This window comes from Streptomyces sp. NRRL WC-3618 (assembly GCF_001280005.1).
GTDB lineage: Bacteria > Actinomycetota > Actinomycetes > Streptomycetales > Streptomycetaceae > Streptomyces.
Map to the genome: position 1 here is coordinate 23376 of NZ_LGDW01000348.1, position 15855 is coordinate 39230.

The 15855-nt window shown below is 71.5% G+C and carries 13 protein-coding genes and 1 pseudogene; 9 read left to right on the top strand and 5 right to left on the bottom strand.

Going from position 1 to position 15855, the window contains the following annotated elements; genetic code table 11:
* Positions 1-7 precede the first annotated feature (7 nt).
* The gene (locus ADL01_RS25445; protein WP_234354789.1) at positions 8-334 is read right to left on the bottom strand and encodes a 2Fe-2S iron-sulfur cluster-binding protein; all 327 of its coding nucleotides are present in this window, start codon (positions 332-334) and stop codon (positions 8-10) included.
* Positions 319-1728 carry an aromatic ring-hydroxylating oxygenase subunit alpha gene (locus ADL01_RS25450; RefSeq protein ID WP_053744339.1) on the bottom strand — a complete coding sequence of 470 codons (1410 nt, stop codon included), beginning with the start codon at positions 1726-1728 and terminating at the stop codon, positions 319-321. Before ADL01_RS25450 ends, ADL01_RS25445 begins: the two co-directional genes overlap by 16 nt.
* Before the next feature lie 374 nt (positions 1729-2102).
* On the opposite strand from ADL01_RS25450, the gene ADL01_RS25455 reads away from it, so the two are divergent.
* The 4 genes and pseudogenes from ADL01_RS25455 to ADL01_RS43980 form a co-directional block, all read left to right on the top strand.
* Positions 2103-3245 carry a substrate-binding domain-containing protein gene (locus ADL01_RS25455; protein ID WP_053744340.1) on the top strand — a complete coding sequence of 381 codons (1143 nt, stop codon included), beginning with the start codon at positions 2103-2105 and terminating at the stop codon, positions 3243-3245.
* The gene (locus ADL01_RS25460; protein WP_053744341.1) at positions 3242-4780 is read left to right on the top strand and encodes a sugar ABC transporter ATP-binding protein; all 1539 of its coding nucleotides are present in this window, start codon (positions 3242-3244) and stop codon (positions 4778-4780) included. Before ADL01_RS25455 ends, ADL01_RS25460 begins: the two co-directional genes overlap by 4 nt.
* 27 nt (positions 4781-4807) lie before the next feature.
* A complete protein-coding gene (locus tag ADL01_RS25465) occupies positions 4808-5923 on the top strand; it encodes an ABC transporter permease (RefSeq protein WP_053744342.1) in 1116 nt (371 codons plus the stop codon).
* Between the two features lie 2 nt (positions 5924-5925).
* Positions 5926-6057: pseudogene (locus ADL01_RS43980) on the top strand (NAD(P)-dependent alcohol dehydrogenase); the annotation flags it as partial.
* Positions 6058-6273: 216 nt separating this feature from the next.
* Here ADL01_RS43980 and ADL01_RS25470 read toward each other — a convergent pair.
* Genes ADL01_RS25470 through ADL01_RS25480 form a run of 3 tightly spaced genes read right to left on the bottom strand, consistent with a single transcriptional unit; the run spans position 6274 to position 9134 of the window.
* Positions 6274-7101, bottom strand: coding sequence for a ThuA domain-containing protein (locus ADL01_RS25470; RefSeq protein WP_053744343.1), 828 nt, complete (start codon positions 7099-7101; stop codon positions 6274-6276).
* Positions 7102-7104: 3 nt separating this feature from the next.
* On the bottom strand, positions 7105-7869 hold the full coding sequence (locus tag ADL01_RS25475; protein ID WP_053744344.1) for an SDR family NAD(P)-dependent oxidoreductase: 765 nt from the start codon (positions 7867-7869) through the stop codon (positions 7105-7107).
* Between the two features lie 29 nt (positions 7870-7898).
* Positions 7899-9134: an acyl-CoA dehydrogenase family protein gene (locus tag ADL01_RS25480; protein ID WP_053744345.1), complete on the bottom strand. Its 1236-nt coding sequence runs from the start codon at positions 9132-9134 to the stop codon at positions 7899-7901.
* 192 nt (positions 9135-9326) lie between these two features.
* Here ADL01_RS25480 and ADL01_RS25485 point away from each other — a divergent pair, with 192 nt between their 5' ends.
* From ADL01_RS25485 to ADL01_RS25505, 5 genes are all read left to right on the top strand, one after another.
* Positions 9327-10865, top strand: a complete 1539-nt coding sequence (locus ADL01_RS25485; protein ID WP_053744346.1) for an AMP-binding protein — start codon at positions 9327-9329, stop codon at positions 10863-10865.
* Positions 10866-10940: 75 nt separating this feature from the next.
* Positions 10941-11546, top strand: coding sequence for a histidine phosphatase family protein (locus ADL01_RS25490; protein WP_053744347.1), 606 nt, complete (start codon positions 10941-10943; stop codon positions 11544-11546).
* A 104-nt stretch (positions 11547-11650) separates the two neighbouring features.
* Positions 11651-12841 carry an acetyl-CoA C-acyltransferase gene (locus ADL01_RS25495; RefSeq protein ID WP_053744348.1) on the top strand — a complete coding sequence of 397 codons (1191 nt, stop codon included), beginning with the start codon at positions 11651-11653 and terminating at the stop codon, positions 12839-12841.
* A gap of 19 nt (positions 12842-12860) precedes the next feature.
* On the top strand, positions 12861-13865 hold the full coding sequence (locus tag ADL01_RS25500) for a PDR/VanB family oxidoreductase (protein WP_053744349.1): 1005 nt from the start codon (positions 12861-12863) through the stop codon (positions 13863-13865).
* A 108-nt stretch (positions 13866-13973) separates the two neighbouring features.
* Positions 13974-15680 carry an acyltransferase gene (locus ADL01_RS25505; RefSeq protein ID WP_053744433.1) on the top strand — a complete coding sequence of 569 codons (1707 nt, stop codon included), beginning with the start codon at positions 13974-13976 and terminating at the stop codon, positions 15678-15680.
* The last annotated feature ends 175 nt before the right edge of the window (positions 15681-15855 follow it).

Below are 15855 nucleotides of genomic sequence, written 5' to 3' on the forward strand. Positions count from 1 at the left end.
GGGGGTCTCACTCCTGCACTCGGCGGCGCACGCCGCGCTTGGTCACGGTCACCGGGCCGTCGACCCGGAGCCGGCAGGCGAGCCGGGTCAGGCCGTCGACGGGCCTGCGCAGGGACTCGATGCCCTCGCGTTCCAGCGGGCCCACCGGGGAACAGTTCTCGGCGCCCTCCTCCACCTGGACGAAGCAGGTACGGCAGGTGCCCTTGCCGCCGCAGAGGGTGGGCCAGCGGTAGCCGAGCCGCTGGGCGGCGGTGAACAGGTCCTCGCCGTCGAGGACTTCGAGCTCGACGCCGGAGGGTCTGACCGCCACCCGGTGGGTCACTTCTCCATCCACTGGTCGAGCGTCCGGTTGAAGTGGCGGATGCGGCTCTCCTGGTAGTTGGCCAGCGTGATGCCGGGTTTGCGCATCGCCTTCAGGCCCTGCTGGACGTATGGCAGGTTCTCGCAGTCCTGGTCGAAGACGGGCCCGAGGACGCCCAGTTCGGGGATGTCGGCGAAGAGCATGTCCTCGGGCACCCAGCGGATCTTCGCCGGGGGCGGGAACTCGCCGGGCTGCTTCGGGGAGGACATGAAGATGATCTCAGCGGTGCAGGAGTCGGGGTCGAGGCCGTGGGGCCGGAACCGGTAGATGATGTTGGACTTGGCGCCGCCCCAGGGGTTGAAGTTGGGAAACAGCAGGTAGTTGATGGCATCCAGCAGTTCGGTGTCCGGGGTCTTGGAGAAGTCCTGCGTCGAGGTGGCCGCCAGTTGCGCGCGCATCCGCTCGGCGAGGACCTGACGGGCGGTGCCGCCGGGTGGGATCGCCGGCATTTCGTCGCCCTCCTGGATCACCAGGTCACGGCCCTGGGCGGCGGCGTAGAACGCGCGGGAGTCGTAGAAGGTCTCCAGGACGTCCTCCTCCGTGACGGAGTCCGCCACGTGCGGGCTGGGGGCACCCTGGATGTTGATCATCCGGTTCCAGTTCGGCTGGTCCGCCATGACGTCGTACTGCGAGTTGGCGTCGGCGAGCCACGGCAGCATCTGCGGGTGGGTGGCGATCACATGGAAGGACTCGATGAACGCGTCCTGCGCGACCTTCCAGTTGCAGGGCAGCACCTTGCCGATGTGCAGGGACTTGTAGCGGTTCTCCAGCGGCCAGATGTAGTAGTCGTCGAAGGTGCCGCGGTAGCTGTCGAAGGACTCGGCGTACGGGTCCATGTTGATGAAGACGAAGCCGCGCCAGCTGGCCACCCTGGCCTCGGGGAGGGCGAACTTCTCCGGGGTGACGTGCGGGAAGTCCCAGGCGCAGGGCGGGGTCCGCATCGTGCCGTCGAGGTTCCAGGCGAAGCCGTGGAACGAGCAGCGGAACTCTCCGACGTTGCCGCCGCTCGTGCGCAGTTTGCGGCCCCGGTGCAGGCAGACGTTGACGTAGGCGCGGATCTCGTCGGGGGCTGTACGGACGACGATCAGGGAGTCGTCGCCGATCTCGTAGACCTCGTGGTCGCCGACCTCGGGGATCTCGCTCTCCAGGCAGGCGAACTGCCAGACGCGTCGCCAGACCTGCCGCATCTCGCGCTCGGCCCACTCCCGGGAGGTGAAGCGGGCGTGGTCGATGTCCTCGCTGCCGAGGTGGTCGTTCCGCTCGTACCGCAGGGCGGGGGGAACGGGGCGGCTGTCCCGGTCGAGGTAGTCCTGGACGCTGGGCCCGGGGCACCGCGCAGTGGCTGGCTCCGACGTTTCGTCCATCATTTCTCCTCCGGCAGAAACTTTAGAGTGAGTGTAGTTACCAGTGACGGCCTGGAGCAACACTCGCGTCGGCGATACAGCACCGCACCTTCCGAGTTCACCTCGTGATTCCAATACAATCGAGGAATTTCTTGCGGCGAACCTCTCCCCAAGCCCGCCGGGGCATGCCACACTCCGACCCACTTGAGGCTGTAGTGCCTCATAAGTTTCTAGGCCTGGGTCGATCTTCACCCGTCCCGGCCCGGCACCGCGGCGTTCCCGCCCCGGTGCACCACAGAATCGGTCCGCCCGACCGAGCCGAGCGCCGCGGACGCGGAATCAACGCGAAACGACGCGGGTGCCGGCAGCTCAGGCGACACACTCGGGAGTACTCAACGATGAGTTCCAGACCCCGTCGCGCGGTCCGCCGCGCCCTCACCGCGACCGTCCCCGTCACCGCCCTGCTCACCCTGGCGGCGTGCGGCAACGGCACCACTCCCGCCGCCGACTCGACGCAGGCGGCGGCGCCCGGCTCCCCCGGCCTGTCGGCGGCCCGCGCGGCCCTGGCGAAGTACTCCGAGCGCCCGGCCACGATCTCCGTGACCCAGCCCGTCGGCAAGCCGATCCCCAAGGGCAAGAAGATCGACTTCATCCTCTGCGGCGTCCAGTCCTGCAAGGATCTCGCCGACTTCTTCACCGAGGCCGCCGGGCAACTCGGCTGGCAGGTGAAGCAGATCGCCACCCAGGGCACCCCGGAGTCCGTCCAGGCCGCCTACGAGCAGGTTCTGCGCGACAAGCCGGACGCCGTCATCGCCTCCGGCTTCCCCCGTGCCGTCTACGCCAAGCAGCTCGCGCAGCTGAAGGCGGCCGGCATCCCCGTCCTCCAGTCGAACGCCGACGACGTGGTGGGCGACGGCATCTCCCTGCTGAAGAACGGGCCGAAGGACGTGGCCGTCCAGGGCGAGATGCTCGCCTCATGGGTGGTGTCCAACAGCGACGCCAAGGCGGACACCGTCTACTTCGATCTGCCGGCCTACACGATCCTGAAGCCCGTCAAGGACGCGTTCGCCGCCAAGTACAAGGAGTGGTGCGACAGTTGTGCGCTGGACAACGTCGACGTGCCGATCACCTCGGTGGGCAAGGACATGCCGGACCGCGTGGTGTCGTACCTCCGGTCGCACCCGAAGGTGACCCATGTCGTGTTCTCCCTCGGCCTGCTCAACGTGGGCGTGCCCGCCGCGCTGAAGACCGCCGGCCTCAGCGGCAAGCACATCGTCGTCAACGTCGGTGACGCGCAGAACTATCAGTACATCCAAAGTGGTCTCACCGACGGCGCGATGGCGCTGAACTCCCACGAGGCGGCCTGGCTCCAGGCCGACGCGCTGGCCCGTCAGTTCACCGGCGGGTCCATGGACGTGGACCAGCAGGCCGTACTGCCCAACATGCTCGTCACCAAGGACAACCTGCCCTCGGCCGACGGCGACTTCCCGATCGTCGAGGGGTACCAGGCGCAGTTCAAGGCGCTGTGGGGGCTGAGTTGACCGGCACGTCGGTGCCGGCCGGGCCAGTACTGCGGGTGGCCGCCCTGTCGAAGAGATTCGGCGGCACCCTGGCCCTCGACGATGTCGACCTCGAGGTGTCACCCGGCGAGATCCACGCCCTGATCGGGCCCAACGGCTCCGGCAAGTCCACCCTCATCAAGATTCTCGCCGGGTACCACCACGCGGAACCCGGCGCGGTGGCCGAACTCGACGGCGAGCCCTTCGACCTCGGCCAGGTCACCGCCTCCCGCCATGACCGGCTGCGCTTCGTCCACCAGGAGCTGGGGCTGGTGGGCGAGTTGAGCGCCATCGACAACCTGGCCCTCAGCCACGGCTTCGCCCGCACCGCCCTGGGCAACATCCGCTGGGCGGAGATGGAGAAGCGGACGAGCGCCCTCGTCGAACGGTTCGGCCTCGGCATCGACGTACGCCGACCCCTGTCGACGGCGACCCCCGTCCAGCGCACGGTGGTGGCCATCGCCGCCGCCCTGCAGGGCTGGGAGGGCCGCCGCGGGGTCCTGGTGCTCGACGAGCCCACCGCCGTCCTCCCGCCCGGCGAGGTGGCCCGCCTCTTCGACATCGTGCGGGAGGTCCGCGACGCCGGCGCCGGAGTGCTGTACGTGTCGCACCGGATGGACGAGATCTTCGCGCTCGCCGACCGGGTCACCGTGATCCGCGGCGGACGCCGGATCGCCACCCGCCCCGTCGCCGAACTCACTCCGCGTTCGCTGGCGGAGCTGATGGCGGGCGAGGAGATGGAGACCGACCACCGTCCGGCGCCTCCTTTCGACCCCGCCGGCCCTGCCGATCCCGTGCTGGAGGTACGCGACCTGTGGGCCGGGCAGCTGCGGGGCGTCGGCTTCGACCTGGCCAAGGGCGAACGCCTGGGGATCACCGGCCTGGCGGGCTCCGGCCACGAGATCGTGCCGTACGCGGTGTGCGGCGCCCATCCGGGGCGGGTCAGCGGCAGGCTGCGGCTGCCGGAACGGTCGGAGCGCTGGACGCAGGCGCGGGACGCCCACGGCCTGGGCCTTCCCCTGGTCCCGGCGGACCGGGCGGGCGAGGGAGTGATCGGCGACTTCTCGGTCGGCGAGAACCTCACCCTGCCGCTCCTGGGCCGGCTGCGCGCCCGCTTCGGGCGGCTGCGCCGCCGCGGCGAGGCCGCCCTCGCGGAGGACTGGATCCGGCGGGTCGGCGTGCGTACGGCAGGGCGCGGGGCCAGGATCACCACGCTCAGCGGCGGCAACCAGCAGAAGGTCGTCATGGCCCGCTGTCTCGCCCAGCGCCCACCCGTACTGACGCTGTGCGAACCCACGGCCGGCGTGGACATCGCCACCCGCCTGCAGCTGTACGACCTGATAGAGCGTCAGGCGGACGAGGGCATGGGCGTCATCGTGTCCTCCTCCGACACACAGGACCTGCTCGCACTGTGCACCCGAGTCCTGGTGCTGCGGGACGGCAGGATCGCACGGGAGATCAGCGGCCGGGACATCACCGAGTCCGCCCTCGTGCACGCCATGGAAGGAACCGAGTGACATGAGCCCTGGAAGGAACCGGCTGACATGACGTTCACCCCGACCCGGGCGGCGGAACTCCCGCCGTCCGCACAGGAGAGTTCCGCGGTGTCCCTGCCGGGAACAGCGGTCCGCCGGGCCATAACCGCCCTGTCGTTCCGCAACATCGGCGCCGTGTACGTGTGGCTGGTCATCGTCGTGCTCTTCTCCGTGTGGGCGCCGGACACGTTCCCGACCACCATCACGGTCAAGCAGGTGCTGAACGGCAACGCCGTCGCGGGGCTGGTGGCACTGAGCGTCGTACCGCCGCTGGCCGCCCGCGTCTTCGACCTGTCGGTCGCGTACACCATGTCCCTCACCAGCGTGCTGACCGCGCATTTCCTGGTCGCCTCCGGACTGGGCCCCGCCACCGCCGTCACCCTGGCGATGGCCGCCGCGCTGCTGATCGGAGTCGTCAACGGCATCGTCGTGGTGGTGCTGCGCGTCGACTCGTTCATCGCCACCCTGGCCACCGGCGCGCTGATCCAGTCCTTGATCACCATGGTCACCAACGACAGCTCGATCACCGGTGTGCAGCTGCTCGCCGAGCCGTTCGCGAGCATCGCCCAGCTCGACGCGGGCGGTATCACCCTGCCGGTGCTGTACCTGCTGCTCGCCGCCCTCGCCATCTGGTTCCTGCTCGAACACACCGCCACCGGGCGCCGGCTGTACGCGACGGGTTTCAACGCCGACGCGGCCCGGCTGCAAGGGGTGCGCACCGACCGGCTGCGCTTCCTGACCCTGCTGGCCTCCGCGCTGCTCTCCGGTTTCGCGGGCGTCGTCTTCGCCTCCTCGGTCGGCTCCGGATCGCCGACCGCGGGCACCCCGTATCTGCTGTCGGCCTACGCCGCCGCGTTCGTCGGGGCGACCCAGCTGCGGGCCGGCCGCTTCAACGCCTGGGGCACGGTCCTCGCGGTCCTCCTGCTCGGCACGGGCATCACGGGGCTCGGTCTCGCCACCAGCGCGCAGTGGGCCACGAGCCTGTTCACCGGCTCGGTCCTCATCGTGGCGCTGGTCCTCACGGGTGGCCGGATCGCCCTGCCCGCCGTACTGCGCCGCCGGCCGGGGCCCCAGCCGGACACCAACAGCACCAGCACCAGCACCAGCACCAGCAAGGCGAGTTGAGGATGAAGGCCGTTCAGTACCACCGGGTGGGGCACGCCCCCGAGGTCGTGGAGGTACGGGTGCTCGAACCCGGCCCCGGTGAGGTGCTGTTGAAGGTGACGGCGGCCGGGATCTGCCACTCCGGTCCGGCGGTGACGGGCTGACCCTACGAGCGGCTGCACGCGGGGGACATCAAGGGCCGCGCGGTGGTGCTGCCGCAGGGCTGAGCGTCTCCCGCCCCCGCCGCCCTTACCCGTCCCCTCCCTGGGGGCGCTGCCCTCGAACCCCCTTTGCCGCGCTGAACGCGCTCGTCCTCAAACGCCGGACAGGCTGACATACCAGCCCGTCCGGCGTTTGAGGACAAGGCCCGTTCAGGGCCGTGGCGGGGGGCTGGCGGCGCAGCCCCCAGGGAGGGCGGCGGGGGCGGAATCCACCGCCCACTCCACGCACCGGCGCAGCACCGTCAGGAACTCCGGCGTCCGCCACGGCCCCTCGTCCACGCTCCCGGTGTCGGCCACGCCGAGGTCCTGCATGTCGTAGCGGCCCCGGCAGTGCCCCAGGGTGAAGTAGCAGACCTCCCCGAGACCGTGCCGCTTCAGATACAGCACCGGCCGGGGTCCGTCGTCGAGAGCCACGGTGTCGCCCTCGGCGAAACCCCTGCACGGCCCCGTGTACTCGGCGTGCAGCAGCACCTCCAGCTCACCGTGCAGCTCGCACACGTACAGCTCGTCGGTGACGGTGAACGGTTCGATCCCGGCGACCATCGGATGGTCCGGCCGGGTCACCCTTACCTCGTACGGCTCGATCGGCGGGTGGGCCAGGAACTGGCTGCCGAGCACCTGGGCCAGTTCTCCGAGGAGCCGTGGAGTCGAGAACACCCGCGGCCCCTCACCCGTCGGCGGCTCGGTCACCTCGATCACCGAGTTGGTGCCGTGCAGGGCGAGCCAGCGCCCGCCCCGCTCGACGAACCGGGCCAGCGCGGCCCGCTGCGCCGGGCGGGGCCGGACGTCACAGGTGTAGGTGATCAGCAGGTCGGCTCTGTCGAGGGCGGCGACGCAGTCGTAGTCCTGGTACACCGTGGTACGCACCCGCCGATGCTCGCCGAGCAGCTTCAGCAGCCGTAGCCGCGCGTGGTCGAAGTCGTGCCAGCGCCCGCCGCAGACGAGCACGGCGTCCAGGCGGCCGGCCGGGCCCGCCACGGCTCAGTACTGGACGCGGGTCAGCAGCCCGCCGTCCACCACGAGGTTGACCCCGACACAGAAGGAGCCGGTCCGCCCGAGCAGGAACGCCACCGCCGCCGCCACGTCCTCGGCGGTGCCGTAGCGGCCGATCGGCAGCTTGGCGAGCACCTCCTCGTACACCTCGGGGCGGCTGGTGCGGATGGTCTCCCAGGCGCCGCCCGGGAAGTCGATCGGGCCGGGCGAGACGGTGTTGACGCGGATGCCCTTGGGCGCGAGGGAGTGCGCGAGGGCCGAGGCGTGCTGGACGACGGCCGCCTTGAGCGCGGAGTACGAGTTCGCACCGGCCGGGCGCGCGGTGTCGGAGGCGTTGATGGTGCCGATGGCGACGACGGCGGCCCGGTCGGAGGCCTCCAGGTGGGGGAGGGCCGCCTCCACGAGTCCGGCGAACGGGATCAGGTCGCCGCGCAGGCTGGCCTCCCACGAGTCGGGGCCCTTCACGTTGCCGGCCGACACGTTGGACACCAGTAGGTCGAGGCCGCCCAGTTCACCGGCCGCCCGTTCCACGAAGCCCGCGAGTGCGGCCGGGTCGGTGACGTCGACCGCCTCCGCGAAGACCGTGGCCCCCTCGCCGCGCAGTTCGGCCGCCGCCTTGGCGAGTCCTTCCTCGCCCCGGGCGCAGAGGGCCAGTGCGCAGCCCTCGGCCGCCAGTGTCGCGGCGATCGCCCGGCCGATGCCCCGGCTCGCGCCGGTCACCAGCGCCTTCGCGCCTGCGAGTCCCAGATCCATCGATGTCACTCCTTTGTGAGATGAGTCTTCTAGTTGCCGGGTAGCTGCGAGAAGGGCGCCCGGTCCACCCGGGGTTCCGGCGGCAGCTTCAGCACCCGCTCGCCGATCAGGTTGCGCTGGATCTGGTCGGTGCCTCCGGCCAGCCGGTAACCGGGGGCGCCCAGCAGATGCCGCGTCCACGCGAAAGTGCCCGGTTCGCCGGTGTCGGCGCTGATCCGCGCCCCCATCAGCTCGGTGGCGGTCTGTCCCGTGCGGGTGAGCAGGTCCGACGCCATGAGCTTGGTCAGCGACGCCTCGGGGCCCGGTCGGCCGCCGGCGGCGCTCGTCCTGGCGACGCGGTCGACGGTGGCCGCGCGCAGGGCGGCCCGTACGTACAGGTCGGCGAGACGCTGGCGGACCAACGGGTCCGACGTCCGGCCGAGGGAGCGGGCGAGTGCCAGTACGTCCGTGAAGGTGCCGCCCTTGCGGCGGTTTCCGCTTCCGGAGGCCGTGCGTTCGAAGGCGAGGGTGGTGGTGGCGACCTCCCAGCCCTGGCCGGGGCGCCCGATCCGAAGCCGGTCCGGGACGCGTACGCCGCTGAGGAAGACCTCGTTGAAGGAGGCGCCGCCGCTCATCTGCCGGATGGGGCGGATCTCGACTCCGGGGGCGTCCATCGGGACCAGGAAGGCGGTGATTCCGGCCTGCTTGACGACGTCCGGGTCGCTGCGGGCGAGCAGCAGGCCGTAGTCGGCGAACTGGGCGCCCGAGGTCCACACCTTCTGACCGTCTATCACCCACTCCTCCCCCTCCTGCCTCGCGCGAGTGCGCAGGGCCGCGAGGTCGGATCCGGCACCGGGCTCGCTGAACAGCTGGCAGGCGAGCAGATCCGTGCGCAGGAACGCGCGGGCGTGCTCGTGGAGTTGCCGGTCCGTCCCGAACAGGGAGACGGCCATCGCGACCAGGCGCACGGTGACGCTGATCAGCTCGGTGGACGGCGGCACCTCGAAGGCGGACTCCTCCTGGGCGAAGACGGCCGTATGAGCGGCCGTCAGGCCCGCGCCGCCCTTCTCCACGGGGAGGGTCAGCGCCTGGTAGCCCGCGTCGAAGCGGGCCCGGTGGTAGGCACGGCAGCGCTCCAGCAGCAGGCGTTCCTCGTCCTCGGGGAGGTTGTGGAACACGGCGAGGTCGGCCTCCACTGCGGCCTGCGGTCCTCGCGCCGGTTCGAGCACGGTGGCCAGCCACTGTCTGACCTGTGTGCGCCATGCGTCCGGATCGGGCTGGGACACGGCTCCTCCTCGGTCACTTACCAGACGGCAGATTCAGTAACAGGGAGGTGAGCGAGCCGCCCATCCCGCCTGAACATGCGGGAATACCTCCGTATGGAACCAGAGTGTTCCGTACTTTCTTGATAAACGCTACAGTCTCCGCATCTCCTCTCCCTCGAATCGGGAGAGGCCCGAGGAGCCGCCGGAGGAGCCATGTCGCTGCTGCCACTCGACCGTCGCGCCCAGGAGACACCCGACGAACCCGCCCTGGCGGACGACCTGGGTGTGCTGTCCTGGTCCGGCCTCGCCGACCGGGTGGCGCGGGCCGCGGTCCGGCTGCTGGAGTTCGCGCCCGGCCCGGACGACCGGGTCGCCGTCCTCGGCGACAACGCGATTCCTACGCTGGTGGCCCATCTGGCGGGCCTGCGCGCCGGCGTGGGGACCGTGGCCGCGTCCCGGAACCTCACCTCGGGCGAGCTCGTCGACCAGATCATCGACGCGGGAGTGACCGGGATCATCACCGGGCCGGTCGGCGCGGGCGCGGCCCTCGACGCGGCCCGGGAACTGGGGCTGCCGATCGTGACGCACGGGACCCCGGAGACCGGACACGCCTTCGACTGGGACCTGTGGCTGGCCTCCACGCCCGTCGGACGCACCCTCCCGACGGGCCGGCCCGCCCGACCTCCGCTCGTCTACACCTCGGGAACCACCGGGCGGGCGCGCGGCACCGAGGTGCGCTGGGTGAGCGGCCCGGTCGCCGACAGCGGTGCCTACCTCGCCGCGATGTCCGCCCGGCCCGGATTCCCGCCGGGACCGCACCTGGTGTGCGGCCCCCTGCAACACAACGCGCCCCTGACCTCACTGCGCCATCTGGCGGCCGGTCAGCCGGTGGTCGTGCTCGGCCGGTACGACGCGGAGACGTTCCTCAGCCGCGTACAGAGCTGGCAGGTCTCCTCGACGGTCATGGTGCCCACCCACTTCCAACGGCTGCTCGCCCTCCCGGACGAGGTCCGCGCCCGCTACGACGTCTCCAGCCTGCGCCAGGTGTCCCACACCGGCTCCGCGTGTCCCCCGGACGTGAAGCGAGCCATGATCGACTGGTTCGGTCCGGTGCTGACGGAGTCGTACGGCGCCAGCGAAGCGGGCACCGTGGCCCGCATCAGCAGCGACGAATGGCTCGCGCACCCGGGTTCCGTCGGGCGGGTCCGGCCACCGTTCGAGGTCCTGGTCACCGACGACGACGGCACCCGACTGCCCTCAGGGGAACGGGGGTTGCTGGCGTTCCGGGCGCCCGACGACCAGGGCGTCCGCTACCACGCTGACCCGGACAAGACCAAGGCCGCCTATCTCTCCCCCGGCGTCTTCACGCTCGGCGACATCGGTTACGTCGACGCGGACGGCTACATCTTCATCACCGACCGGGCCGCGGACGTCGTGGTCTCCGGCGGCGTCAATCTGTACCCCGCCGAGAGCGAGGCGATCCTGCGGCAGCACCCGGCGGTCGTCGAGCTCGCGGTGATCGGGGTGCCCGACCCGGACTTCGGCGAGGCGCTGCGGGCTCTCGTCGTGGTGACGGGCGACGAGCCGCCGGCCGACGAGCTGGACCGGTTCTGCCGTGAGCACCTCGCCGCATACAAGTGCCCCAAGTCGTACGAGGTCGTTCCCGAACTCCTGCGCAACGCGATGGGCAAGCTCGACAAGCGCGCGATGCGCCGCCCCTACTGGAGCTCGGAACGGACCATCGCCGGCTGAGGCCCCCTCGCTCCTTCCGTACTTCCGTACTTCCCTCCCTCCCCCTCCCGCTCTCCCGTGCACGAAGGACCGTCCATGACCGAACTCCTCCTCATCCGGCACGGCCTCCCCTTGGCGGGCGTGTTCGACCCGGGGCTGTCGCCGACAGGCACCGCCCAGGCCGTACGCCTCGCCGCCTGGCTCGTGCACGAGGACATCGACGCCCTCTACTCCAGCCCGTACCGACGTGCCCGCGAGACGGTGGCGCCCCTGGAGCGACTGACCGGCATGACCGCGACGGTCCTCGACGACCTGCGCGAATGGGACACGGACGTGTCGCAGCCCTACACCCCGCCGGAACAGATCGGCACGGGCGATCCCCGGGCGGCGGCGCTCGCCGAGGGACGCTACGAGGACTTCGTGCCTGATCTCGACCGGGATGCCTTCCGGTCGCGTGCCAGGCGGGCCATGGACACCGTCTTCGACGCCCATCCGGGCGGGCGGGTGGCGGTCGTGTGCCACGGCGGTATTACCAACACCTACCTGGCGACGGTGCTCGGCCTGCCCACGATGTTCTGGTTCCACCCCGACTACACCTCCGTCAGCCGGGTGCGGCGCATGCCCGGCGGCCGGATCGTTCCGCACTCGGTCAACGAGACGGCCCACATGATCGCCGAACGGGCCGTCGACGCGGTCGCCTGACCGTCCCGGTCGCCTGCGAGTCCCGGTCATCCGACCGTCGCCGGCACTCAACCGTCCCGTCGTAGTCCAGTCGCCAGTCGCCACACCCCCAGGAGGTCACGGTCATGCCCGGATCCGTCATCGTCGCCGGTACCAGGACGCCCATCGGCAAGCTGACGGGCGCCTTGAGCACCCTGTCCGCCGTCGACCTCGGTGCCCATGCCATCGGCGCGGCACTGGCCGCCGCAGGCCTGGACCCGGCTGCCGTGCAGGCCGTCGTCATGGGGCATGTCGTGCAGGCCGGGGCCGGCCCCAACTCGGCCCGGCAGGCCGCGATCCGGGCCGGCATTCCGTTCTCCGTCCCCGCGAGCACCGTCAACAAGCTCTGCCTGTCCGGTCTGCACGCCATCGCTCTGGCCGACCTCATGATCACCTCCGGCCGGCACGAGGTGGTCGTCGCCGGCGGCATGGAGTCCATGTCGGGCGCCCCGCACCTGCTGCGCGGATCGCGCTCGGGCTGGAAGTACGGTTCGGCCACCGTGGAGGACGCCCTCGACCGGGACGCCCTCGTCTGCGCCTTCGACGGTGTCTCCATGGGCGCGGCCACCGAGCGCTACCAGCAGCCGTTCGACCTGACCCGGCAGGAACAGGACGAGTACAGCGCGCTCTCCCACCAACGGGCCGCCCGCGCCCAGGAGTCGGGTGCGTCGGCCGAGGAGATCACCCCTGTCACCGTCGTCGGGCGCCGGGGTGAGACGGTGGTCGCCGCCGACGAGGGCGTACGGCCGGGGAGCACCGCCGAGAGCCTGGGGCGTCTGAAGCCGGCCTTCTCCGGCGCCGGCACGATCACCGCCGGCAACTCCTCGCAGCTTTCCGACGGCGCCGCCGCCGTCGTCGTGATGAGTGCGGAGCGCGCCCGGCGGGAAGGACTGACGCCGCTCGCCGAGATCGGCGCGTACGGCACCGTCGCGGGCCCCGACCCCTCGCTGCTCGTCCAGCCGGCCGGCGCGGTGCGCGACGCCCTGTCCCGGGACGGCCGGCTGAAGGCCGCCGATCTGGACCTGTTCGAGATCAACGAGGCGTTCGCCGGAGTGTCCCTGGCCTCCGTGCGGGAGCTGGACCTTCCCCTGGACAAGGTGAACGTCAACGGCGGAGCCATCGCGCTCGGGCATCCGGTCGGCATGACCGGAGCCAGGCTGGTGCTGACTCTCGCGGCCGAGCTGCGACGGCGCGGGGGCGGCACCGGAGCGGCGGCCCTGTGCGGGGGCGGCGGCCAGGGCGACGCGCTGTTGCTGCACGTACCGACACAGGCCTGAACCACGGAGCTGAAGCACCATGAACGACCAGTTGCCCCCGGCCCCGACAACCCTCACGGTGGCCTCCCGTGTTCTCGCTGCGGACGGCGTCGTCTCCCTCACCCTGCGCCGCCCCGACGGCGGTGCATTGCCCGCCTGGACGCCGGGCGCCCACATCGACGTACACCTGAACCCCGGGAACAGTGACGACGACGGCAAGGGCAGCGGCTACGACGGCGGGCTGATCCGTCAGTACTCCCTGTGTGGGGATCCGGCCGACCGCGGGGTCTGGCAGATCGCCGTGCTGCGTGAGCCGCAGGGCCGAGGCGGCTCGGCGTACGTCCACGACCGGCTGCGCGAAGGCTCCGCCGTGCGGGTGCGCGGACCTCGGAACAACTTCGCGCTGCGGCCCGCCGCCCGCCATCTGTTCATCGCGGGCGGCGTCGGTATCACGCCCATCCTTCCCATGGTCGAGGCCGCCGAGGCCGCGGGCGCCGACTGGCGCCTGCTCTACGGCGGCCGCACCCGGACGTCCATGGCGTTCCTGGACCGCCTCGCCCCGTACGGGGACCGGGTACGCGTCCGTCCTCAGGACGAGTACGGCCTGCTGGACCTCACCGCGCACCTCGGCGTGCCGGAAGAGGGCACCCTGGTGCACGCCTGCGGCCCCGAGGCCCTGCTGCGGGCGGTGCAGGAGCGGTGCGTGGGCTGGCCCCCGGGCACACTGGGCGTGGAACGGTTCGCCCCGGTCCCGACGGCCTCGGCCGGCGCCCCGGGCGAGGCGTTCGAGGTGGAGCTCTCCCGTTCCGGGCTCACCCTGACCGTGCCGGCGGGCCGCTCGGTGCTCGAAACGGTGGAGGCGGCCGGGATCCCGGTCGACTTCTCCTGCCGGGAAGGCACCTGCGGCACCTGCGAGACCGACGTACTCGACGGCAGGCCCGACCACCGCGACTCGCTGCTGACCGAGGACGAGCGGGCCGCCGGCGACACCATGCTCATCTGCGTCTCCCGCTCGTGCGGGCCGCGCCTGGTCCTCGACCTGTGACGGTGACCGTTCCGGCGGAGTTCCGTCCGGGCCCGTGAAACGGCACCTGCCCGAAAGCCCCGCCGCCGCTCCGGCCCGAAGGTCGCTGCGATCTTGTCCCCGAAGATCATGCCGATTAGCGTTATCTCCGTGGAGCAGCATCAGCACTCGGACGAGGTACGGCACTTCGACCACTGCCCCTGGCTGTTCGCCGAGGGTGCGACCGAGGAACAACGCGCCGCCCAGCGAGATCGGCAGCGGAGGGCAGGCGGGGACAGCGAGATCGGCGAGAGGTGCTACGTCGCCGAGTCCGCCGCCGTGTTCCCGGACCGGCTGCGGCTCGGCGACGACTCCTACATCGCCGCGCACGCCTATGTCACCGGGGAGTTGACCACCGGGACGGACTGCACGCTGAACCCGTTCGTCACGGTCCGGGGCGCGGTCACCCTGGGGAGCGGCGTGCGGATCGGCGCGCACACCTCGCTGCTCGGCTTCAACCACTCCATGGCACCCGACCGTCCCGTCTTCCAGCAGGCCCACACCAGCCTGGGGATCACGATCGGCGACGACGTGTGGATCGGCTCGCACGTGGTCGTGGTGGACGGTGTCACCGTCGGCGACCACTGCGTGATCGGCGCCGGTGCGGTGGTGACCAAGGATCTCCCGGCCTGGACGGTGGCCGCCGGGAACCCGGCCCGCCCCCTGCGCGACCGCCGGGACACGAAGCCCGCCGGCGCGGCCCGCGGCGCGGACACCCTCGCGAGGTTCGCCGACACCGCTCGCGCCCAGGCCCCGGACATCCTCGCCGGGTGCTGGGACGGCGACCGGTACGTCGACCGCCCGGGGGCGACGGCGACGGTACGGGCGCACTGCGACGCCGTGGAGATCGCCGACCTGCTGCTGGGCTCAGCGCCCGAGCAGCTGAGCGCCGAGGAACACGTCAAGCGGCTGTCCGCCGCCCAGGACCCGGACACGGGGCTGGCTCCCGAGCTCGGCGGCCCGCTGCCGACGCCCGACGCCGACGGCTTCGTGGGCGAAGGACCCGCGCTGTACCACGTCCTCTCCCTCGGCTACGCCCTCGATCTGCTGGGCGCCCGCTTCCCTCGTCCGGTGCGCGGCGTACGGGAGATGACCGCCTCCCAGCTGGTCGCGCGTCTCGAGGGGCTGCCTTGGCGGGAGGGGGCCTGGGGTGCCGGAGCATGGGTCGACGCCTGGGCGACGGCGGCGCACTGGAACCTGCGCCACCATGCGGACGACGGTGTGGCGCCCGGCGCTCTGGAGGCGCTGTTCGGCTGGCTGCTGACCCGGGCGGACCCGTGGACGGGCATGTGGGGCTGCCCCTCGCCTCAGGCCGGACGCCTCCAGGTGGTCAACGGCTACTACCGCCTGACCCGCGGGACCTTCGCCCAGTTCGGGGTGCCGGTTCCGCACCCCGAGCGGGTCGTGGACGCCGTCCTGGACCACGCCCGGGACACCCGCCACTTCGGGCCGGGACGGAACAACGCGTGCAACGTGCTGGACGTCGCCCATCCGCTGTGGCTCTGCGTCCGGCAGCTCGGCGCCCACGCCAAGGACGGCGGCTACCGTTCCGCCGAGATCCGCGCCTGGGCCGAGCATCAGCTCGCCGCCGCCCTCCCCCGCTGGCACGGCGGCAAGGGTTTCGGCTTCGGCCCCGGCGCCGGCGGCCCGGGCGCGGAACCGAGCCTCCAGGGCACCGAGATGTGGCTCGCCATCATCTGGTACCTCGCCGACCTCCTGGGCCGCGCCGACACACTCGGCTACCACCCACGCGGCGTCCACCGCCCCGAGCCCGCCCGGACCCCGGGGCAGGCCTGACAGGACGGGCGTGCCGCGCCCGGCCAGGCGACGCACGACCACGAGCGACGCGTCAAGTATTGGTAATGGTTTCCATATCGATCGGATTCAGACACGCTTCTGACATTCATTTCCATCTGCTGTGGCGGGCACACCCTTTCCGACCCCCTCTCGTGGAGGATCCATGCCCCCGTCC

Excerpts from the sequence above, each read along its gene's own strand:
- ADL01_RS25495 (WP_053744348.1), top strand. The coding sequence starts at position 11,651 with ATGCCCGGATCCGTCATCGTCGCCGGTACCAGGACGCCCATCGGCAAG.
- ADL01_RS25505 (WP_053744433.1), top strand. The coding sequence starts at position 13,974 with ATGCCGATTAGCGTTATCTCCGTGGAGCAGCATCAGCACTCGGACGAG.
- ADL01_RS25450 (WP_053744339.1), bottom strand. The coding sequence starts at position 1,728 with ATGATGGACGAAACGTCGGAGCCAGCCACTGCGCGGTGCCCCGGGCCC.
- ADL01_RS25455 (WP_053744340.1), top strand. The coding sequence starts at position 2,103 with ATGAGTTCCAGACCCCGTCGCGCGGTCCGCCGCGCCCTCACCGCGACC.
- ADL01_RS25475 (WP_053744344.1), bottom strand. The coding sequence starts at position 7,869 with ATGGATCTGGGACTCGCAGGCGCGAAGGCGCTGGTGACCGGCGCGAGC.
- ADL01_RS25465 (WP_053744342.1), top strand. The coding sequence starts at position 4,808 with ATGACGTTCACCCCGACCCGGGCGGCGGAACTCCCGCCGTCCGCACAG.
- ADL01_RS25485 (WP_053744346.1), top strand. The coding sequence starts at position 9,327 with ATGTCGCTGCTGCCACTCGACCGTCGCGCCCAGGAGACACCCGACGAA.
- ADL01_RS25490 (WP_053744347.1), top strand. The coding sequence starts at position 10,941 with ATGACCGAACTCCTCCTCATCCGGCACGGCCTCCCCTTGGCGGGCGTG.
- ADL01_RS25500 (WP_053744349.1), top strand. The coding sequence starts at position 12,861 with ATGAACGACCAGTTGCCCCCGGCCCCGACAACCCTCACGGTGGCCTCC.